Raw genomic sequence first — 21,346 nt, 5'->3', positions numbered from 1 at the left:
GCCATTATAGTTTCCCCATCTTTTGCATTACAAAAAGAATCACGATTGGGATCGCTAATAGGACTACCATTAAGGTGTGTTCAACAATTAATGTTGGCTCTTTTACTAGTGTTATTAAATATCCACCCACAGCGCCCCCAAAGTGTGCTGTATGACCAATATTATCATTTTTAGCTCTCATTCCATAGATAGAATACAGTAAATAGAGAATTCCAAAAAGGTAAGCAGGCATTGGTATTATGAAAAAGATTCCCAGCATCATGTCAGGCTGTAGTAATATAGCAGAATATAATACTCCAGTTACAGCTCCAGAAGCTCCTACCGCTCTATAATTGTAGTCATTCTTGTGAAAAGCCATCGTCAATAAACTTCCAAAAATTAAACTTCCAAAATAAATTAGAATAAAAGAAAAACTCCCCATATAATTAATAACCACTGGCGCAAAAAACCATAGTGTCAACATATTAAAAATCAAATGAGTCATATCTACGTGAAGAAAACCTGACGACAGCATTCTTAATTGTTCACCTGCTCGAATACTTCCTACATGAAATTCATATTTTCTAAAAAAAGAAAGGTCGTTAAAACCTTTATAGCTAATTAAAACATTTACAACAATTATTGCTATTAAAATGGTATTCATAAAAACTGTTTATTGTGAAATGTAAAGATAGTCATTCTCTCACGTCGACGCAGTAAGTAGTCATATTTTATACCAATCTACATTTTTGACTTATCTTTGCCCAAAAATTAACTGCATGCAATTTCTTATTTTCATCATAGCTTTTCCACTGTTGTGGTTAGTATCCATTCTTCCTTTTAGAATTTTTTACTGGCTTTCTGACTGTATATATGTTCTTGTTTATCACGTAATAGGATATCGTAAAAAAACAGTTCGTGAAAATCTAGCTTTAGCTTTACCAAATCTTACCGATAAAGAACGATTAGTTATTGAAAAAAAATCGTATCATCATCTTTGTGATATGTTTCTCGAAATGGTTAAAACAATGACCATCTCATCAGAAGAAATGAACAAACGATTTACGATAACAAATATCGAACTAATCAAAGAATACGAGAAAAAGGGTAAAAGTATTATGCTTATTGCTTCCCATTATGCCAGTTGGGAATGGTTAATTACATTGAACCAAAAGCTATCTGTAAAAGGAGTCGCAGTTTACAAAAAATTAGCAAACAAATACTTTGACAAATTAGTTAGAGACATTAGATCAAAATACAACACTGAATTAGTGCCAACAAGCCTAACTATTCCGTTGATTTCACAGAACAAAAAAGACAATATTCAATGCATGTATGGTTTAGCTAGTGACCAATCACCTAAAATAGATCGTATTTTTCACTGGGAAAGCTTTATGGGAATTGAAGTTCCGGTGCATACTGGACCAGAAATGCTTTCTAAGAAATATGATATGACTGTTGTTTTTGCAAAAGTTAAAAAACTAAAAAGAGGATATTACGAACTGACGATAGTACCGCTTAGCGACGATCCTAAGTCAGTACCTGATTTTGGAATCACTCATAAATATATTAAAGAAGTAGAAAAGCAAATTCGTGAAGCTCCAGAATATTATTTTTGGACACACAAAAGATGGAAACATAGAAAATAGCAATCGAAAGTTCATTCGAAAAAAAAGTCCCTAAATCAAAATTTTTATGATTTAGGGATTTTATTATTTAGAGTGCAACTATTAAAGTGAAAACCAATTTTTTACTAATTCATCTTCTAAAGGTTGTGCATTTTTATTTATAAACTCATTGCTATTTGGATTATAGTCATAATCTAAAGCCCATGACTTATGATTTTCAGCTAATGCTTTAATTCCGTCACATACAAATTCTATTTCCTCCGTAGTAGTTGTAGGATGTATTGACATTCTAATCCAACCCGGTTTTCTAATTAAGTCACCTAAAGTTATTTCATCAATTAACTTAGTTGAAGTCTCTTGATCTACATGAAGTAAAAAGTGACCGTAAGTACCAGCACAACTACATCCACCACGAGTTTGAATACCAAATTTGTCATTTAGCAATTTAACTCCTAAGTTGAAATGTAAATCTTCGATAAAAAACGAAATCACTCCTAACCTATCTTGATGTTGTGCTGCTAAAATTTTAATATTTGAAACATCACCCAATTCCTGAAAAATATTTTCTACAATTTCATGTTCTCTTTTTAGGATATTGTCAATACCCATTTGGTCTTTCAACTGGATTGCCAATGCCGTTTTTATTACTTGGAGAAAACCTGGCGTACCACCATCTTCTCTATCTTCGATATTGTCAATATATTTATGTTCGCCCCATGGATTAGTCCAACTTACGGTACCACCACCTGGATTATCAGGGACCAAATTTTGATATAATTTTTTATTAAAAACTAAAACACCACACGTTCCAGGTCCGCCAAGAAATTTATGCGGAGAAAAGAAAATAGCATCTAAATAACTTTCAGGATCTTCAGGATGCATATCAATTTTTACATAAGGACCAGAACATGCAAAATCAACAAAACAAAGTCCGTTGTGTTGATGCATAATTTTAGCTACTTCATGATATGGAGTTCTGATGCCTGTAACATTAGAACAAGAAGTTATGGAAGCAATTTTAAATGGTCTCTCTTTATATTTATCTAATAGTATTTCAAGATTCTCTACACTAAATAAACCATCTTCACTGGAAGGAATTACTTCAACATCAGCAGTCGTTTCTAACCATGATGTTTGGTTCGAATGATGCTCCATGTGCGAAATGAATACAACTGGTTTCTTTTCTGCGGGAATATTTATAAAATTCTTTAAGTTTTCAGGAACTTTCAAACCTAAAATTCTCTGAAATTTATTTACAACTCCAGTCATTCCAGTTCCATCAGTGATTAAAACATCATCAGAATTTGCATTCACATGTTCTTTGATAATATGACGTGCTCTATGATATGCTTTTGTCATCGCAGTTCCTGAAATTGTAGTTTCAGTGTGCGTATTGGCAACAAAAGGTCCAAATTCGTTCATCAACTTTTCTTCAATAGGACGGTATAATCGACCACTTGCTGTCCAATCCGTATAAACGATTTGCTTTTGGCCGTAAGGCGATTCAAACTCTTGATCAATCCCGATTATATTTTTACGGAACTGTTGAAAGTATTGCTCTAGTTGTGTTGTTGCTATTTTGGTAATCATGTCTAATTTTAATTTGACCTCAAAGGTATTGAATTTTCCCAAATAGTCATTTTCAACTTTTGTTAATATTAAACATTTAGCATTTTCTTTTGAATAGAAACTTAATAGTCGCGAAATAAATGCTCTTTTACTGATAAATTTATAAGATTTAACATCTAATTTGAAAAGTAAATAGTCTATCAACTTTCGAAAAATAAAAAACCCTTTCATAACATATGCATGAAAGGGTAATTTATTTAAAAAACTATATTTTTTATATTCCGGCGATTGCTTTAATTTCATCAATTATGCGCAAAGCTAATACATCTGCTTTTTCTTGAGTGGTTGCTTCTGTGTATATTCTAATAATTGGTTCCGTATTCGATTTTCTTAAGTGCACCCAGTTTTCAGCAAAATCAATTTTTACGCCATCAATTGTTGTAATATCTTGGTCCTTATATTTATCAGTCATTGCAACTAGAATTGCATCAACATCAATTTGAGGTGTCAATTCAATTTTATTTTTACTCATATAATATTCTGGGTACGATGCACGCAATGCCGAAACAGTCATTTTTTTATTAGCCAAATGTGTCAAAAACAAAGCAACTCCTACTAAACTATCACGACCATAATGCAACTCAGGATAAATAATTCCTCCGTTTCCTTCGCCACCGATTATAGCATTATTCTTTTTCATCAATTTCACTACATTCACTTCTCCTACAGCACTTGCTTCATAGTTTCCGTTATTAGCTTTAGTGACATCTCTTAAGGCGCGAGACGAAGACATATTTGAAACCGTGTTACCTGGTGTTTTACTTAAAACATAATCTGCACAAGCAACTAATGTGTATTCTTCACCAAACATTTCACCGTCTTCACAAACAAAAGCTAGACGATCTACATCTGGATCAACAACGATTCCTAAATCAGCTTTTTCCTTTACAACTAATTCTGAGATATCCGTTAAATGTTCTTTCAATGGTTCTGGATTGTGAGGAAAATGTCCATTTGGTTCACAATAAAGTTCTACCACTTCAACACCCATTAATTTTAGTAATCGAGGAATGATTATTCCTCCTGATGAATTTACACCATCCACTACCACTTTAAATTTAGCAGCTTTAATAGCATCTATATCAACTAAAGGCAAATTCAATACTTCGTCAATATGAATATCCATGTAAGCATCATTAATCGTGATTTCACCTAAATCGTCAACATCTGAAAAGTGAAATGCTTCTGCTTCTGCAATTTCAAGAATTTTTGCTCCGTCGTCTCCATCTAAAAATTCCCCTTTCTCATTTAATAACTTTAATGCATTCCATTGTTTAGGATTATGAGATGCCGTTAATATTATTCCACCATCGGCTTTTTCAAGAGGCACAGCAACTTCAACCGTAGGTGTTGTAGAAAGACCTAAATCGATTACATCAATTCCTAAACCTATTAATGTATTAACTACTAAATTGTGAATCATAGGTCCAGAAATTCTTGCATCACGACCTACAACTACAGTTAGTTTTTCTTTACCACTGTACTGCTTCAACCAAGTTCCGTATGCAGAGGCAAATTTAACAGCATCAACTGGAGTTAAATTATCACCTACTTTACCACCTATTGTTCCTCGAATCCCAGAAATTGATTTAATTAAAGTCATTTATTAGAGTTTAAATTATTGAAGTATAAAAATTAATTATTTACAAATATAATAATTGGCAGTCTATAAAAGTCATTAAGAATTTAAAAAGTAGGATTTAAATTCTTAATTTAGGCGAATGAATTTTTTAGCACATATTTATCTTTCTGGCGACAATGAATTACTAAAAATAGGCAATTTTATGGCAGATGGAATTCGAGGAAAACAATTTGAATCCTATCCTGCCGAAATCCAAAAAGGAATAATTTTGCACCGTGCAATTGACACTTTTACAGACGCACATCCCATTTTTAGAAAAAGTACAAAACGACTTCATGAAAGGCATCACCATTATGCTGGTGTAATAGTCGATGTATTATACGATCATTTTTTAGCTAAAAATTGGAATAAATATCACTCAGAAAAATTAGAAGAATTTGTTGAAGAATTCTATCAATCGCTGCATACTAATTACAGCCATCTTTCCGAGAGAGTGGTACGAATAATGCCAATACTACTTAAAGAAAACTGGCTAGTAACGTACCGAACAGTAGATGGCATCAAACACATTCTGACGCAAATGGACAGCAGGACCAAAAATGAGTCTAAGATGCGGTTTGCAACGGAGGAACTTTCTGAATTTTACTCAGAATTTGAGAATGAATTTACTGAGTTTTTTAAAGAATTAATATTATTTTCGAACGAAAAAATTAAAACCCTATGAATAAGTTAATACTTCTTTTTGCCTTGGCTTTTTTAAGCTGTAAATCCAATGAAAAAACAGTAGAACCAACAGGTTTAGTAACTTCAAAAGCGATGGTAGTTTCTGCTCGTGAAGAAGCTTCTCAAATTGGGGTGGAAATCATGAAAAAAGGTGGAAATGCGTTTGACGCGATGGTCGCTACTGAATTAGCATTAGCTGTAGCTCATCCTCAAGCAGGAAATATTGGTGGAGGTGGTTTTATGGTTTACCGTAAAGCAAATGGTGAAACTGGCACAATTGATTACCGAGAAAAAGCGCCGCTAGCAGCCTCAAAAGATATGTATCTTGATAAAGAAGGAAATGTAATCGCTGGTAAAAGTACTCAGACAGCGTTAGCATCTGGAATTCCTGGTACAATCGCGGGGATATTTGAAGTCCATAAAAAACTTGGTTCTTTGCCAATAAGCGAAATATTAAAACCTGTTATCGCACTTGCAGAAAAAGGTGTTGTTGTTACAAAAAATCAAGCGCAAAGTTTAAATAACAATAGAGAAGTGTTTATTAAAAGAAATGGTAGAAATAGTCTTTTTTCGAAAGTTTACAAAGAGAACGACACTATCAAGTACACTGCTCTAGCTGCTACTTTTAAAAGAATTGCGGCAAATGGACGTGACGAATTTTACAGTGGAGAAACCGCACAAAAACTAGTTGCGTTTTTAAGTAAAAAAGGTGGAAATGCTACCATGGAAGATCTTAAAAAATACGAAGCTAAATGGAGAGATCCAGTCACTTTTCAGTATAAAAAATTAAAAATAACTTCAATGGCACCACCCAGCAGCGGCGGAATTTGTTTGAACCAAATCATGAAAATGATTGAACCCTACAATTTATCGCAAATGGGGCATAATAGTTTAAAAACTATTCAAGTAATTACTGAAGCAGAAAGAAGAGCTTATGCAGATAGAAACTTTTATTTAGGTGATCCTGATTTTGTAAAATTGCCTATTGAAGAATTATTAAGCCCTGCCTATTTAGAAAAGAGAATGAAAACTTTTTCATTTGACAAAGCTTCAAAATCATCTGATATTGCTCCTGGAGCAATTAAAGGATATGAAAGTGACCAAACTACGCACTACTCGATCGTTGATGCGGCTGGAAATGCTGTTTCTGCGACGACTACATTAAATGATAATTATGGTTCAAAATTATATTGTGATGAATTAGGTTTCTTCTTGAACAATCAAATGGATGATTTTAGTGCTAAACCAGGAGTTCCTAATCTTTACGGATTGACAGGTAGCGAGGCAAACAGCATTGCTCCTGAGAAAAGAATGTTGAGTTCGATGACACCAACAATTGTTGAAAAAGACGGTAAACTTTTTATGGTTGTAGGAACACCGGGCGGTTCAACTATTATTACTTCAGTTTTACAAACTATTTTAAACGTATATGAATTTGGAATGAGTATGCAAGCTGCAGTTGATGCACCTCGTTTTCATCATCAATGGCTTCCCGACGTAATTACTTTTGAACCAAACTCCTTTTCTAAAGAAGTGCTTGAAGATTTAAAGAAAAAATCCTATTTCGTAAACGAAAAAGATAAAGAAATTATAGGTCAAGTTGATGCTATTCTACGTCTACCTACTGGAAAATTGGAGGGTGGTGCAGACAGAAGAAATGATAATGCAGCCGTTGGTTTTTAATCAAGAAGTAATCAATAAATTATCTGATAGCTATTCTATCAAAATTATATCACCAACGCCATTGAAAATGCAGGATTGATTTTACGATCAAAAGTATTTCAAAACAATAAAGTATAAAAGAAGCATTGAAAAAGATTTGATGCCTTTAAAATAATAGTAGTTTTGCAATCCTTTAAAAAGTCATAATGTTCAAAAAATATATTTCTAAATTACAAATAATAATTGCGATTGCGCAGTCGTTGTTAACACCTAAACAATTTATATTTTTATCTGCTGTTTTAGTTGGTATCACTTCTGCATTAGCGGTTATAGTTTTAAAAACTTTTGCACATTGGGTTTTTACTTTTGCAACTTACGTCACTACGATTTCAAAGTTGGGTTTCATCAATAGTATTTTACCCATTATTGGTATTATGCTTACGGTTTTTGTAGTACAACGAGTATTGGGAGGTACGATACAAAAAGGAACTTCACAGATACTTTACGCTGTTGCTAAAAAAGCAAGTATTATTCCTGAAAAACAAATGTATGCCCAGATTTTAACAAGCTCGCTAACAGTGGGTTTAGGTGGGTCAGCTGGTTTAGAAAGCCCTATTGTAATTACTGGAGCGGCATTTGGATCTAACTATGCTAAGAAATATAAATTATCATATAAAGATCGGACCCTACTAATAGGTTGCGGTGTATCAGCTGGAATTGCGGCCGCTTTTAATGCACCTATCGCTGGAGTTTTATTCGCTATTGAAGTTCTACTTGTAGATGTAAGTATCGCCGCGTTTACACCAATTATGATTGCCGCAGCTACTGGGGCTCTAGTTTCAGTAATCGCGCTAGACGAAACTATATTATTATCTTTTAGACAACAAGAAAATTTTGACTACCATAATATTGTCTTTTATATTCTTCTAGGTGTATTTACGGGATTGATTTCTGTTTACTATTCTCGGAATTTCGGTCGTGTGGAACATTTCTTTAGTAGATTAAAACTCTCTCCTTACAAAAAAGCGTTGTTTGGCTCTTCTATTCTGGCAGTGCTTATATTTATTTTTCCATCGCTTTTTGGAGAAGGATATGAAACGATTAAAACCTTATCTGACAATGATCCTGGAAAATTATTAGACAACACTTTGTTTAGTGGATTCAGAGATAACAGTTGGGCACTTTTATTATTTGTAGGCTGTACTATGATGGTTAAAGTATTTGCAACTGGAATTACATTAGGTAGTGGTGGTAATGGAGGAAACTTTGCTCCTTCCCTATTTTTAGGATCTTATTTAGGATTCTTTTTTTCGAAATTTATAAATCTTATTGGACTTGCTAAATTACCAGTGAGTAATTTTACGCTAGTTGGAATGGCAGGAATATTAAGCGGTTTATTCCACGCGCCATTAACAGCTATATTTTTAATTGCCGAAATAACTGGCGGATACAGTTTGATGATTCCTTTGATGATTGTAGCTTCAATAAGTTTTGCAATTTCGCGTCGTTTTGAAAAGCACTCTTTAGATGTTAAAAACTTAGCAGAAAAAGGTCATGCATTTACTAGCAATAAAGACACGAATGTACTTTCAACTTTAGAAACCAATTCAATCATACAAACTGATTTTTTAACTGTTGCTCCAGACGAAAGTTTAGAGAAGGTAGTAGATTTAATTTCTCACTCTAATCAAGTAATTTTTGCAGTTGTAGATGCAGATCAAAACCTAATAGGGATTGTGCATTTTAATACAATTAGAGAAATAATTTTCAACACGTACCGCGTTAAATACACAAAGGTGAAAGAGGTAATGTTGCCACTTGGCGAAATTGTTTCACAGGATGAAAGTATGGAAACGGTAATGAACAAATTTGAGAAATCAAAAGTTGCTTATTTGCCTGTTCTAAAAAATGGAAAATACTATGGCTTTATCTCAAAGTCAACTGCATTAGAAGCGTATCGAACAAAATTAAAATCGATGACCATCGATTAAAGTTGATCTTTTAATTTGAGAATTTAAAAAAAACGAGTTTCAAGATTTTTCATTGAATCTAAAATAGTACCAACTTGGAGGCAACCAATATTTTTGAAAAAATCTTTTCATCTCTGAAAAAAATCTTCAAAATTATCTATTTCAAAAGGAAGTTTTAAAGTAAAAAAAAATACAGACCTATAAGCCGGATTCTGTCCACACTAAAGTGTGGCCTTATCATTTATCTAGATCACACATTACTGCGTGACTCAAGCTATCTACCCTTCAGCAACGGACGAGACGCCCTTAAATGCTGATATACTTGATATTTCACCGCATAGAGTTTACCTGGTTTCACTACAGCATTACCTGTACATACTTTCTGTTGCACTTGTCCTAATTCGCCTAAACGAACCGACGGGTGTTACCCGCTATGCTTCCCTGTGGTGTCCGGACTTTCCTCCACGCTATAAACGTGGCGATAAGGCGGCCTGTGCCGCAAATCTACAATTTTTTTTGTGTTGGTTCCTCAATTTACGTGCCCTACTTTAACAACTCTTTTACAACCCTCTAAATTTAAATTGGTTATCTTTATAAATCAATATTAAATTTTAATTATTATGTCAAATATATACCACTATAAAACGGTAATCAAAGCACTTGCTGAACTAAATGAGATGGGATTTACCTACGACTTTAATATTGATGATAGTGAAATAACTACAAATCCAGAAAATTGCGAAATTCAACATGTTTATCGATATGAGGGGGACAGTAATCCTGATGATGAGGCAACTGTTTATGGAATCAAATCCATTTCTGGTAAAAAAGGAGTTTTTGTAACTGGTTTTTCTGCTAATTCTGAAAGTGACGCGGCACGTATTTTAATAGAAATTACTATCAAAGGTCGAGAGCAATAAATCTGCACTAAATAAAACAATCTTTAACCAAATCAATTGTTAAATTAGTCCTTCGAGCTATTTCCCACTCCCGAAGCTTCGGGACGCTGCAATCTTAATTTCCATCCCAATTTCTATGGGATATTAATTAAGGATTTTCACTTCTATCTGGGCTAGAATCTATACTACTTAAAGGTGCTTTGATTTATACAACATCTTTCAATATTTAAATTTTTCCATCTTTAAATTAAAAGCTATATTTGCTTTCGAATAAAAATCCTATGGAACAATTTGTAGTATCGGCACGTAAATATCGTCCTCAAACATTTAAAGATGTAGTAGGACAAAAAGTAATTACCAATACTTTATTGAATGCTATTGAAAGCAATCACCTTGCTTCAGCATTACTATTCACTGGGCCACGTGGTGTTGGTAAAACTACCTGCGCACGTATCTTAGCTCGAAAAATTAATCAACGTGGTTACGACGATCCAGAAGAAGATTTTGCATTTAATGTTTTCGAATTAGATGCTGCTTCTAACAATTCCGTTGATGACATTCGTAATTTAATAGATCAAGTCCGCATTCCGCCACAAACTGGCCAGTACAAAGTTTATATCATAGATGAGGTTCACATGCTTTCTTCAGCTGCTTTTAATGCATTTTTAAAAACACTAGAAGAACCACCTAAGCATGCTATTTTCATTTTGGCTACGACCGAAAAACATAAAATTATTCCAACGATATTATCACGTTGTCAGATATTTGATTTCAAAAGAATCACCGTTAAGGATGCTAAAGAACATCTAGCAGAAGTTGCGACAAGCCAAGGTGTGATCTATGAAGACGATGCATTACATATTATCGCTCAAAAAGCAGATGGTGCCATGCGCGACGCTTTATCTATTTTTGATAGGGTAGTTTCTTTTTGTGGAAAAAATTTGACACGTCAAGCCGTTACAGAAAACTTGAATGTACTGGATTACGAAACCTACATCAACATTACTGATTTGATTTTGGAAAATAAAATTCCAGAATTATTAATGGCTTTTAATGATATTCTATCAAAAGGTTTTGATTCCCATCATTTTGTATCGGGTTTAGCTTCACATTTTAGAGATTTATTGGTTTCAAAAACTCCAGTAACCTTATCTTTATTAGAAGTAGGTGAACAAGCTCAAAAACTATATGGTATTCAAGCTCAAAAGTGCAATGCAGAGTTTCTTTTAAAAGGCATTGAAATAGCAAATGACTGCGATTTAAAATATAAGCTAAGTCAAAATCAACGCCTTCTTGTTGAACTTTGTTTAATGCAACTTGCCTCTATCACTTTTGATGGAGAAAAAAAAAAGTTGAGCAATTTATAATTCCACCTACTTATTATAGGAAAAATGATTACTCAATTGTTGACACTAATAAAACTCAAAAAAGTGAAATAGTCGAGCGTGAATCGGTTACTGCTATTTTACCAACTCCAGTGACGGTAATAGAACCTAAAGCTATTCCTGTTCCAATCAAGACTGCAGCAAGCGCAATTTTTGCATCAAATGAACCAAAAGTTTCTGCATTTTCGCTAGCAAGCATTAGAGCCAAAAAAGCATTAGAAGAAAGTACGAAAGGAATCGTTAGAGAAGTTTCTCAGTTACCTACGGAATCTTTTAATGAGACTGAAATGCTTTTGCAGTGGAACAAATATGCACAGCGTCTGGGAGATCGCGGTTTTAAAATAATGGAATCACTTCTGCTTATTAATGATCCAAAACTTAATGGTACAGCAATTACTCTTGAATTACCAAACGAAGGATCTAAATTAGATTTTGAAAAAGAACTGAATGGATTATTAGGACATTTGAAAGGACATCTGCACAATCATGATATTACTATTGAAATTATAGTAAATGAAAGCATTGAGAATAAAAGAAGTTTTAATGATCAAGATCGCTACAATAGACTTCATGAAATAAATCCAAATATCGAACTTTTAAGAACAACATTTGGATTAGATTTAGATGCTTAAAAACTAATGTTTTAGCTTTTTTAAAATATTTTCTAGAACTTTTTATATCAGAGTGAAAATATTATAAAACTTTTCTAACTTTTTTACTTAAATCAATTAAAGATTAATCGTCGCTAAATTTTATTAAAATACATTGCTTTTACAATACCATCAGAAAGTCCAATTTTAGGTACATAAATATTTCTAGCACCACTCCATTTCATAGCATTTAAGTAAATTCTTGTGGCAGGAATAATAACATCAGCACGATCTGGATTTAAACCTAACTCTGAAATTCGCTGCTCGTAAGAAAGTGAATTTAAAAAAGCATATTGAGAATTTACGTAAATATACGATAATGGTTTTTCCTGTAATTTACCAGACATTTTAAATAACTTATTGATATTTCCGCCCGAACCTATCAATGTTACCTCTTCATAATCTGAAGTATTTGCTCTGATCCACTTTTCAATTTCTTCCCAAACTACTTCGCAAACCATATCATTCAACAATCGAACAGTTCCTACTTTAAAAGATCTAGAATTTACAATTTTGCCATTCGAAAACACAGTAAACTCTGTACTCCCACCACCTACATCGACAAATAAATACGTCTGATCAGTTTTTAATAAATGATGTAAATCTGTCGAGGCAATTATTGCAGCCTCTTTTTTACCATCTATTATTTCTATCTCTATGTCTGCTTGATTTTTAATTATTTCAACAACCTCTTTCCCATTGTAGGCTTCCCGCATCGCTGAAGTAGCAAAAGCCATGTAGCGTTCCACTTTATGAACTTTCATCAACAAACTAAAAGCTTTCATAGCATCGCTCATTCTTTCAATACTTTCCTCTGAAATTTCACCGACAGTAAAAGCTTCCTGACCAAGTCTGATAGGAACACGAACTAAGGAACTTTTATTAAACTGAGGTTCTTTACCTTCTTGTTCAACAATATTTACGATCAATAAGCGCATGGCATTTGAACCAATATCTATTGCAGCATATTTCTTAATTTTAATCATATTCCTTTTATTCTTTTATTTTGTATCTACTTAAAATGTATCGTTTGTCACACTATTAATTTGAAAATAATTTCAAGTCTATTATTAAGAATTTAACGTTTTTTCATTTTCTAAAGGCGCAACTTCAAGTTTATTTTGATAGTATTTGTAAGTCTCAAATTGCGCTCTAAATATAGGATTATGATTGCGTGGCTTGTATTTATTATCTAATTTATAGGAATGAATTCTAACTTTTACATTTCCTTTCCATCCAATATCAAAATTATCAATAAGTTCATTTTTTATACCTTGATCATATATAGGACAAGTTACTTCTACTCGTCCATCTATATTTCTGGTCATAAAATCAGCAGACGAAATATAAACCTCTGTCTGTCCAGCATTCCCAAAAATATATACCCTCGAATGCTCCAAATAGTTGTCTACAATACTAATAGCTTCTATATTTTCACTCATACCAGGAATCCCTGGAATTAAAGAACAAATCCCTCTTATTTGCAAACGAATTTTAACTCCTGCCCTACTAGCCTCGTATAATTTGTCTATCATTTCGAAATCAGATAGACTATTCATTTTTAGCTTGATCTGAGTTTTTCGACCCGCTAAAGCATGTGTGATTTCGCGGTCTATAAGTTTCACAAAACGCGTCCTTGTATAATGCGGAGAAACAATTAAATGTTTATATCTGTGCACTCTGTAATTAATATCAAAGAAATCAAAGATCTTCATGATGTCTTTTAGGATTTGCTGATGACTAGTAAAAAGTGTTACGTCAGTATATATTTTAGCGGTAGATTCATTGAAGTTTCCAGTCGAAATAAAACCATATCGCTTAATTTTATCGTTTTCAGATCTTTCGATAACACAAATTTTACTGTGTACTTTCAAACCTTTTATCCCAAAAATCAATTCAATTCCTTCTAACTGCATTTGCTCAGCATAAGAGATATTTGAAGCTTCATCAAAACTAGCTTGAAGCTCAATTTGGACAGTAACTTTTTTACCATTTTTAGCTGCGTTTATAAGCGAACTTATAATTTGCGAGTTCTTTGCTAATCGATATAATGTAATTTTTATCGAAACAACCTTAGGATCTAATGCTGCTTCACGTAAAAACTTAGTCAAATAAGAAAACGACTGATACGGTGCATTAAGCAGGTAATCTCTTTCGCTTATTTTTTCTAGAATACTTCCCTCTAAACTTAATCCTGGAATAAGTAATGGATCGTTTTTTTGATAAAGTAAATCGTATCTTCCTAAGTTTGGAAAGCTCATATAATCTCTCCTATTATGATAGCGCCCACCAGGAATAATACTGTCCGTTGAAACAATTTTCATTTTATCTAGAAAAAAAAGTAGCGTATCCTTTTCTATTAATTGGTCATATATAAAGCGCACCGGCTCGCCTATTCTTCTATCTTTTACACTTAAAGATATTTTTTCAATCATACTTTTGCTCAAATCACTATCAATATCCAACTGGGCATCCCTAGTGATTTTGATCATATGGGCAGAAACGCTTTTGTAGTCAAAAATGTTGAAAATATTACTTAAATTGTGTCTTATAACATCATCTAAAAGTATAATATATTGCTTTTCGTTATCTGAAGGTAAAACAACAAATCTATTAATTGCCTTAGGTATTTCTACTACAGCATAACGAACTTCAGAATCTTTATTCATTACTAATTTCACTGCTAAGTAGCCTGAAGTATCTTTTAAAATAGGAAATTCAGCTAAATCATTCAAAATGATGGTCACTAATTCGGGGCTAACTTTCTGAATGAAAAATTCTTTTAAAAAGATCTCTTGTTTCACAGTAATTTCATCTTCTGTGATGATAAAGATATTTTTAGTTTCAAGTTCGCTTTCGATAATATTTAATATCCTTAAACTTTCAGACTGCTGCTGAATGACAATTTCAGTAATGTCCTTAACTAACTGCTGTGCAGATATACCGCCGAGATATTTCTCTCCTGTAATGCCTGTTAAACTTAATCTTCTTATTGCTGCAAAACGAACTCTAAAAAACTCGTCTAAATTATTTGAAAAAATCCCTAAAAACCTTAATCTTTCTAATAAAGGAACTGTAGTATCAGCAGCTTCTTGCAACACTCTAGCGTTAAAAGCTAACCAACTCTTTTCTCTATCAATATATTTATATTCTAATACTTTACTCATCTTAGTTGTTTGGGAAATATTTTGTGTTTTACTTTTCCTTTTTTAATATCATTCCAACTGTCGGTTTCAAATTCTAAGGACACAAAGCCTGAAGTTGGTACATTCTCTATAAATTGATCTCCAAATTTATTAACAAAATCTGTAATAGCACCGTTATGTCCAAAAAGAATAACATTTTCATAACTCTTACTAAGTGATTTTATGATTTCTTCTAATTTCTGTTCATCAAATGTGTAAAGTTCATCAGTAAAAATGATACTTTCGACGGGATAAGCAAAATTTTGAGCGAAAATTAAAGCGGTATTTTTAGCTCTTTTAGCCGTACTACTACACATTATATATGTATTAGGAACTAAATGTTTCACATGATTAGAAACAAGATGCGCATTTATAATTCCTTGACAAGTTATACCGCGACTCTTATCCTGCATCGGAACATCCCAACTTGATTTCGCATGCCGTACCAAAATTAAATTTTTCATGTTGAAATAATAAATTAATAAATAGACACAATAGTAGAAGACAATTTACAAAAGAAAACAGGAATAAGGAGCCCTTTAAAATCTTTTTTAATTTTATTACAACTAAAATCATCTTACAAAATATTATAACAAAAAAAACAAGAAGTAACTAAGTTTTATAAAAAGAGAACTATTTTGTAGGATAAAAAGTCCAAATTTAACATTAATTTAAGTCATGATTAGCTCAGTAAAAAGAAAATTTATGATAGAAGGGTCTTATTACAGACTACAAAAAGAGTACTTAAACGAGTATTTTAGTAGTTGGTAGAAAAAATAATGAACCTAAAACAAATTAGAATACTTTTATTTCGTTATTGACTCTAGCCCTGATTTGATGACCGAATGATAATAAAAAAAAATAACATGAAAGCAATTGCACTAAATCCTATAATAAACCTGCAGAAAAATAGTGTTAAAGTAATGTGCAAGATTCTCTCTTATTCAAAAGAAAATCATTACTACAATTCTTTAAACATTCAATTATTTTCAGAAAGAAATTAAAAAATATTCACAATCGAGCTATTTATTATTAGTTATAATTTAGAACCTGACTCACATGATTATTTTTAACAAGTAGTATTTGCCAAATAAATTTGAATACTTAATAAAATAAATTGAATAGAAACTAAAGGAAGATTTCTTTTTTTAAAATACAATAAGCACACTAATTACACAACAGACAAAATATGAATAATCTCTACTCCAGAACGAAGAATTCCACGTTGCTTTACTTTTTATTTTTAATTACAGTGCTGTTTGGAAATTCCTTTACAGCAGATGCACAAATATGCGGAACTCCTGGCGTTGATGGACCAGCCAATGTTTCAAGTGCTATAAACACATATTATCCTATTAAGGTAGGCGAGCCGACTCTAAATGGGGGAGCGCAGGCTATTAATTTAGGTGCAGTACCAGCTATAGACGCGTATGGTAATAATTTTGGAACGACGCCAATCTCAGTAGGTGATTTAATTTTAATTATTCAAATGCAGGACGCTGATATAAATTACTCTAATTCAAAACTTTATGGCTCCGGAAACGCTAACTCCTTTTCAGATGGACTTGGTGGAACTGGCTTTACTAATATAGGGAATACAGGAGTTTTTGAATACGTAATAGCAACGAGCAACGTACCGCTTGCCGGTGGAAATTTAACATTTAAAGGTGCAGCAAGTAATGGAGGTGTTAAAAACTCTTATTATAATGCGGAAGCAACTTTAGCTAGAGGAAAGAGAACATTTCAAATCATTAGATTACCGCAGTATTCAAATTTAATATTAACTTCAGATATTACTACACCTCCTTTTAATGGATCTGCGGGTGGAATAATTGCATTTAGTGTTTCAGGTAATTTTGACTTTAATGGAAAGAAAATTGATGGTAACGCAAGAGGATTTAGAGGAGGTTACAGCCCGGTCGCTATATCCTTAATTAATAATTCTACAACTTATGTAGGTAACGCTTCAAATAAGTCAATTTCTGGTAAGGGAGAAGGAATTGCAGGAACACCACGATTTATGTATGACGGTTATAATGAGGTGGATAATTTAGTTGAAGGAATGCCAGGAGGATCTGCCGGAAGAGGTGCACCCGCTAATGCAGGTGGAGGTGGAAACGACCACAATGCTGGTGGTGGTGGTGGTGGAAATGGAGGTTACGGTGGTTTAGGTGGAATTGGGTGGAATGGAGCAAACGGTGATCTTACTCCATTGAATGGTGGAGGAAGACCAGGATTTAAATCTTATCTTACTACAAATCCTTTATTAAACACACTTGTCATGGGCGGTGGAGGTGGTGCTGGTGATGCTAATAATGCTACAAATGGAGTAAAAGGAGGAGTTGGAGGTGCAATTATCTTAATTAATGCGGGCAGCATGTCTGGGATAGGAACAATAAATGCAAACGGAGGAAATGGTGCTGCTGGTGTTTATGGCGATGCCCCTGACGGAGCTGGAGGAGGAGGAGCCGGCGGTAGTGTTCTTATGAACATTGCCAATTCTAGTACTGCAAAAATAACAATTGAAGCTAAAGGAGGAAATGGAGGCAATACTTTCCTTGATTCTAAAAATGAACATGGTCCCGGTGGCGGTGGCGGTGGTGGTATAATTAGATATAATGCAATTGGTGCAACAATATATGCTGATGTGACGAAAGGTTTTGCAGGCAAAACTAATAATGGCGGTTCTAATACAATTTTACACGGTGCAGTAAATGGTACTGATGGTTACATAGCAACTTTTAATTCCACAGAACTTAATCCCGAACTCCAAATAACTTCAAATTGTTTGCCTATTCTTGAGACTAATGTAGAGTCACTAATAAAATCATTATGTAATACTATAGGGAACGAAATTATATATAAAATTGAAATAAAAAATACCGGTAATGGAAACGCAGCTGGAGTAGTTCTAGACTTTGAATTCCCTTCAGGAATGGAGTTTACATCTGCTACGGCATCTTATTCAGTTGGAGCTAGTGGACCTTCTGGACCTCTAACTAATACAAGTACATCAATCAATCCGTTGTTTGGAGGATTTAATATTGCATTAAATGGTATAGTTACCATAACCTTAAAAGGTAAGCTAACTGCAACAGCTAGTTCAGGAGTAAAAAGTGCAATGGCTCAAGCATTATATCTGGACCCTACAAGAACTATTGTTAATCCTAATAGGAAAATAACAGCATTTACAAATTCTTATGGTTCGGCGATAAAAACATATGAAAGTTCAAACGCATCTGATGTTCCGGGAACTAACTTTAATGGTGTACCTGCTAATATTACAATAGATGACATAACAATTTGGGCTTTACCAGGAGTACCTACTACTAGTGTAACTCAACCAACGTGTTCAACTTTAACTGGAGAAATAAAGGTACTTTCTCCAGCTAATGGTACTGGAGTAACTTATACAATAATTGGAGTAAATCCAGTAGTTGCAGCAAAAACTAATGCTACAGGTATTTTTTCTGGTTTAGTAGCAGGAAGCTATTCAATAACTACTGCTAATGTAAATTTATGTAGTTCTTTACCAACTGATAACATAATAATTAATGGAGTTGCTGGTGCACCAACGACCACAGGAGCTTCTATATGCGTGGGCGGGTCCGGAAGCTTAGTTGCCACCGGATGTTCTAACAATTCAAATATTAAATGGTATACAGAGCCTACGGGCGGGACAGCAATATTTACAGGAACTCCTTTTAATCCAATTGGAGTTTCTAATTCTGGAATTACTAACACAGATACTCCAAGTAGTACTACTTTTTATGCGGAATGTAGTGACGGTGGTTGTAGAGCGGCAACCAACTTTGTTATTAATCCTATACCAACAATTAATTCCACAACAGCGGGAACAAGTTGTGGAACAGGGACAGTTTCTTTAAATGCTACAGCATCTACAGGAACAATCAATTGGTATGACGCTTCTACAGGAGGCACATTAGTAGGAACAGGCACAAATTTTGTTACACCGAGCTTAACACAAAGTAAAACTTATTATGTTGAAGTAACGGATAACGGCTGTACTTCATCTCGATTACCTGTAGTAGCTACTATAAATGAAATACCGACAATAACTAGCAAGACACCTAATGAAAGATGCGGTCCTGGTACAGTTGAGCTAAAAGCTACTGCTTCAGCAGGAAATGTTAACTGGTACAGCGATGCTCAAGGGGGAGTTTTACTAGCAACAGGAAATACTTATACACCAAATATTTCTCAAACTACTACCTATTATGTTGATGCTACAAATAATGCCTGTACATCGACCTCTAGGATAGCTGTAGCAGCAACAATTAAAGCTGCTCCTGTCGCTAATGCTGGTGCAGCTTTCACTAAAACGTGTACAGCTAATCCTAATGGTAAAACTATTGGTGTAGCTCCTATTACTGGAGTAACTTATGCTTGGAGTCCTGCTGCTGGTCTTTCTGATGCTACGGCTTCTAACCCAACAGCTAATCCTTCTGTTACAACTACTTATACTTTAACAGCTACTAATACCGCTTCTGGATGTACTGCAACTAGTACCGTAACGGTAACAGTAGATAAAACTGTTCCTGTAGCTAATGCTGGTGCAGCTTTCACTAAAACTTGTACAGCTAATCCTGATGGTAAAACTATTGGTGTAGCTCCTATTACTGGAGTAACTTATTCTTGGAGTCCTGCTGCTGGTCTTTCTAATGCTACGGCTTCTAACCCAACAGCTAATCCATCTGTTACAACTACTTATACTTTAACAGCTACTAATACCGCTTCTGGATGTACTGCAACTAGTACCGTAACGGTAACAGTAGATAAAACTGTTCCTGTAGCTAATGCTGGTGCAGCTTTCACTAAAACGTGTACGTCTAACGCTAGTGGTAAACAAATTGGAGCTAATGCAGTAACTGGAGTAACTTATGCATGGCTTCCTGCAACTGGACTTTCTGATGCTTCTGTTTCAAATCCTAATGCGAATCCTGATGCAACAACTACGTATACTTTAACAGCTACTAATACTGCTTCTGGATGTACCGCAACTAGTACCGTAACGGTAACCGTTGATAAAACTATTCCTGTAGCTGATGCTGGTGGACCTTTCACGAAAACGTGTACGTCTAATCCTGATGGTAAAACTATTGGTGTAGCTCCTATTATTGGAGTAACTTATTCTTGGAGTCCTGCTGCTGGTCTTTCTAATGCTACGGCTTCTAACCCAACAGCTAATCCATCTGTTACAACTACTTATACTTTAACTACCACTAATACTGCTTCTGGATGTTCTGCAACTAGTACCGTAACGGTAACCGTTGATAAAACTATTCCTGTAGCTGATGCTGGTGCACCTTTCACGAAAACGTGTACAGCTAATCCTGATGGTAAAACTATTGGTGTAGCTCCTATCACTGGAGTAACTTATTCTTGGAGTCCTGCTGCTGGTCTTTCTAATGCTACGGCTTCTAACCCAACAGCTAATCCATCTGTTACAACTACTTATACTTTAACCACCACTAATACTGCTTCTGGATGTTCTGCAACTAATACCGTAACGGTAACTCTTGATAAAACTGTTCCTGTAGCTGATGCTGGTTCACCTTTCACTAAAACCTGTACAGCTAATCCTGATGGTAAAACTATTGGTGTAGCTCCTATTACTGGAGTAACTTATTCTTGGAGTCCTGCTGCTGGTCTTTCTAATGCTACGGCTTCTAACCCAACAGCTAATCCATCTGTTACAACTACTTATACTTTAACTACCACTAATACTGCTTCTGGATGTTCTGCAACTAGTACCGTAACGGTAACCGTTGATAAAACTATTCCTGTAGCTGATGCTGGTGCACCTTTCACGAAAACGTGTATAGCTAATCCTGATGGTAAAACTATTGGTGTAGCTCCTATCACTGGAGTAACTTATTCTTGGAGTCCTGCTGCTGGTCTTTCTAATGCTACGGCTTCTAACCCAACAGCTAATCCATCTGTTACAACTACTTATACTTTAACAGCTACTAATACCGCTTCTGGATGTACTGCAACTAGTACCGTAACGGTAACAGTAGATAAAACTGTTCC

At 34.2% G+C, this 21,346-nt stretch carries 13 protein-coding genes, 1 other RNA gene and 1 pseudogene; 8 read left to right on the top strand and 7 right to left on the bottom strand.

Annotated elements, in window-relative coordinates; all coding sequences use genetic code 11:
- Window positions 1–4: 4 nt before the first annotated feature.
- Window positions 5–643 (bottom strand): rhomboid family intramembrane serine protease, encoded by a 639-nt coding sequence (locus RCH19_RS08855; protein WP_121926555.1) that lies wholly within the window; start codon window positions 641–643, stop codon window positions 5–7.
- A 115-nt stretch (window positions 644–758) separates the two neighbouring features.
- Between RCH19_RS08855 and RCH19_RS08850 the strand changes: the two genes are divergently transcribed.
- Entirely contained in the window at window positions 759–1,628 is an 870-nt protein-coding gene (locus tag RCH19_RS08850) for a lysophospholipid acyltransferase family protein (RefSeq protein WP_343022915.1), read from the top strand.
- Window positions 1,629–1,709: 81 nt separating this feature from the next.
- On the opposite strand, the gene RCH19_RS08845 is transcribed toward RCH19_RS08850, so the two are convergent.
- A complete protein-coding gene (locus RCH19_RS08845; RefSeq protein WP_343022914.1) occupies window positions 1,710–3,197 on the bottom strand; it encodes an aminotransferase class V-fold PLP-dependent enzyme in 1,488 nt (495 codons plus the stop codon).
- Between the two features lie 253 nt (window positions 3,198–3,450).
- The gene (glmM, locus tag RCH19_RS08840; protein ID WP_343022913.1) at window positions 3,451–4,839 is read right to left on the bottom strand and encodes a phosphoglucosamine mutase; all 1,389 of its coding nucleotides are present in this window, start codon (window positions 4,837–4,839) and stop codon (window positions 3,451–3,453) included.
- A 118-nt stretch (window positions 4,840–4,957) separates the two neighbouring features.
- Between glmM and RCH19_RS08835 the strand changes: the two genes are divergently transcribed.
- The 3 genes from RCH19_RS08835 to RCH19_RS08825 all read left to right on the top strand — a co-directional run bounded on the left by RCH19_RS08835 (window position 4,958) and on the right by RCH19_RS08825 (window position 9,194).
- Window positions 4,958–5,542 carry an ACP phosphodiesterase gene (locus RCH19_RS08835; RefSeq protein WP_343022912.1) on the top strand — a complete coding sequence of 195 codons (585 nt, stop codon included), beginning with the start codon at window positions 4,958–4,960 and terminating at the stop codon, window positions 5,540–5,542.
- A complete protein-coding gene (ggt, locus tag RCH19_RS08830; RefSeq protein ID WP_343022911.1) occupies window positions 5,539–7,224 on the top strand; it encodes a gamma-glutamyltransferase in 1,686 nt (561 codons plus the stop codon). The genes RCH19_RS08835 and ggt overlap by 4 nt, the downstream gene beginning before the upstream one ends.
- A 185-nt stretch (window positions 7,225–7,409) precedes the next feature.
- Window positions 7,410–9,194, top strand: coding sequence for a chloride channel protein (locus RCH19_RS08825; RefSeq protein ID WP_343022910.1), 1,785 nt, complete (start codon window positions 7,410–7,412; stop codon window positions 9,192–9,194).
- Window positions 9,195–9,358: 164 nt separating this feature from the next.
- Here the strand turns inward: RCH19_RS08825 and rnpB are convergent.
- Window positions 9,359–9,671, bottom strand: an RNA gene (gene rnpB / locus RCH19_RS08820) — RNase P RNA component class A.
- A gap of 122 nt (window positions 9,672–9,793) precedes the next feature.
- Between rnpB and RCH19_RS08815 the strand changes: the two genes are divergently transcribed.
- The 3 genes from RCH19_RS08815 to RCH19_RS08805 all read left to right on the top strand — a co-directional run bounded on the left by RCH19_RS08815 (window position 9,794) and on the right by RCH19_RS08805 (window position 12,089).
- Entirely contained in the window at window positions 9,794–10,093 is a 300-nt protein-coding gene (locus tag RCH19_RS08815) for a hypothetical protein (RefSeq protein ID WP_121926549.1), read from the top strand.
- Between the two features lie 260 nt (window positions 10,094–10,353).
- On the top strand, window positions 10,354–11,439 hold the full coding sequence (gene dnaX, locus RCH19_RS08810) for a DNA polymerase III subunit gamma/tau (RefSeq protein WP_343022909.1): 1,086 nt from the start codon (window positions 10,354–10,356) through the stop codon (window positions 11,437–11,439).
- Between the two features lie 110 nt (window positions 11,440–11,549).
- Window positions 11,550–12,089, top strand: a complete 540-nt coding sequence (locus RCH19_RS08805; protein WP_343022908.1) for a DNA polymerase III subunit gamma/tau — start codon at window positions 11,550–11,552, stop codon at window positions 12,087–12,089.
- A gap of 113 nt (window positions 12,090–12,202) precedes the next feature.
- Here RCH19_RS08805 and RCH19_RS08800 read toward each other — a convergent pair whose 3' ends face one another.
- The 3 genes from RCH19_RS08800 to RCH19_RS08790 all read right to left on the bottom strand — a co-directional run bounded on the left by RCH19_RS08800 (window position 12,203) and on the right by RCH19_RS08790 (window position 15,756).
- Window positions 12,203–13,093: a rod shape-determining protein gene (locus RCH19_RS08800; protein WP_121926547.1), complete on the bottom strand. Its 891-nt coding sequence runs from the start codon at window positions 13,091–13,093 to the stop codon at window positions 12,203–12,205.
- 84 nt (window positions 13,094–13,177) lie between these two features.
- Complete coding sequence (gene ppk1 / locus RCH19_RS08795; protein WP_343022907.1) at window positions 13,178–15,274, bottom strand: polyphosphate kinase 1; 2,097 nt, start codon at window positions 15,272–15,274, stop codon at window positions 13,178–13,180.
- Window positions 15,271–15,756 (bottom strand): phosphoglycerate mutase family protein, encoded by a 486-nt coding sequence (locus RCH19_RS08790; RefSeq protein ID WP_343022906.1) that lies wholly within the window; start codon window positions 15,754–15,756, stop codon window positions 15,271–15,273. The genes ppk1 and RCH19_RS08790 overlap by 4 nt, the downstream gene beginning before the upstream one ends.
- Before the next feature lie 725 nt (window positions 15,757–16,481).
- On the opposite strand from RCH19_RS08790, the pseudogene RCH19_RS08785 reads away from it, so the two are divergent.
- Window positions 16,482–21,346, top strand: a pseudogene (locus RCH19_RS08785) (hypothetical protein); the annotation flags it as partial.

Origin of the sequence: Flavobacterium sp. PL12, from assembly GCF_039123485.1 — a bacterium.
Taxonomy (GTDB): domain Bacteria; phylum Bacteroidota; class Bacteroidia; order Flavobacteriales; family Flavobacteriaceae; genus Flavobacterium; species Flavobacterium weaverense.
The sequence above is the reverse complement of the archived record's forward strand: the minus strand, read 5'-3'. Positions and strand labels throughout refer to the sequence as shown.

Excerpts from the sequence above, each read along its gene's own strand:
- RCH19_RS08845 (WP_343022914.1), bottom strand. The coding sequence starts at position 3,197 with ATGATTACCAAAATAGCAACAACACAACTAGAGCAATACTTTCAACAG.
- RCH19_RS08825 (WP_343022910.1), top strand. The coding sequence starts at position 7,410 with ATGTTCAAAAAATATATTTCTAAATTACAAATAATAATTGCGATTGCG.
- ppk1 (WP_343022907.1), bottom strand. The coding sequence starts at position 15,274 with ATGAGTAAAGTATTAGAATATAAATATATTGATAGAGAAAAGAGTTGG.
- RCH19_RS08835 (WP_343022912.1), top strand. The coding sequence starts at position 4,958 with ATGAATTTTTTAGCACATATTTATCTTTCTGGCGACAATGAATTACTA.
- dnaX (WP_343022909.1), top strand. The coding sequence starts at position 10,354 with ATGGAACAATTTGTAGTATCGGCACGTAAATATCGTCCTCAAACATTT.
- RCH19_RS08855 (WP_121926555.1), bottom strand. The coding sequence starts at position 643 with ATGAATACCATTTTAATAGCAATAATTGTTGTAAATGTTTTAATTAGC.
- RCH19_RS08850 (WP_343022915.1), top strand. The coding sequence starts at position 759 with ATGCAATTTCTTATTTTCATCATAGCTTTTCCACTGTTGTGGTTAGTA.
- RCH19_RS08800 (WP_121926547.1), bottom strand. The coding sequence starts at position 13,093 with ATGATTAAAATTAAGAAATATGCTGCAATAGATATTGGTTCAAATGCC.
- glmM (WP_343022913.1), bottom strand. The coding sequence starts at position 4,839 with ATGACTTTAATTAAATCAATTTCTGGGATTCGAGGAACAATAGGTGGT.
- ggt (WP_343022911.1), top strand. The coding sequence starts at position 5,539 with ATGAATAAGTTAATACTTCTTTTTGCCTTGGCTTTTTTAAGCTGTAAA.
- RCH19_RS08815 (WP_121926549.1), top strand. The coding sequence starts at position 9,794 with ATGTCAAATATATACCACTATAAAACGGTAATCAAAGCACTTGCTGAA.
- RCH19_RS08790 (WP_343022906.1), bottom strand. The coding sequence starts at position 15,756 with ATGAAAAATTTAATTTTGGTACGGCATGCGAAATCAAGTTGGGATGTT.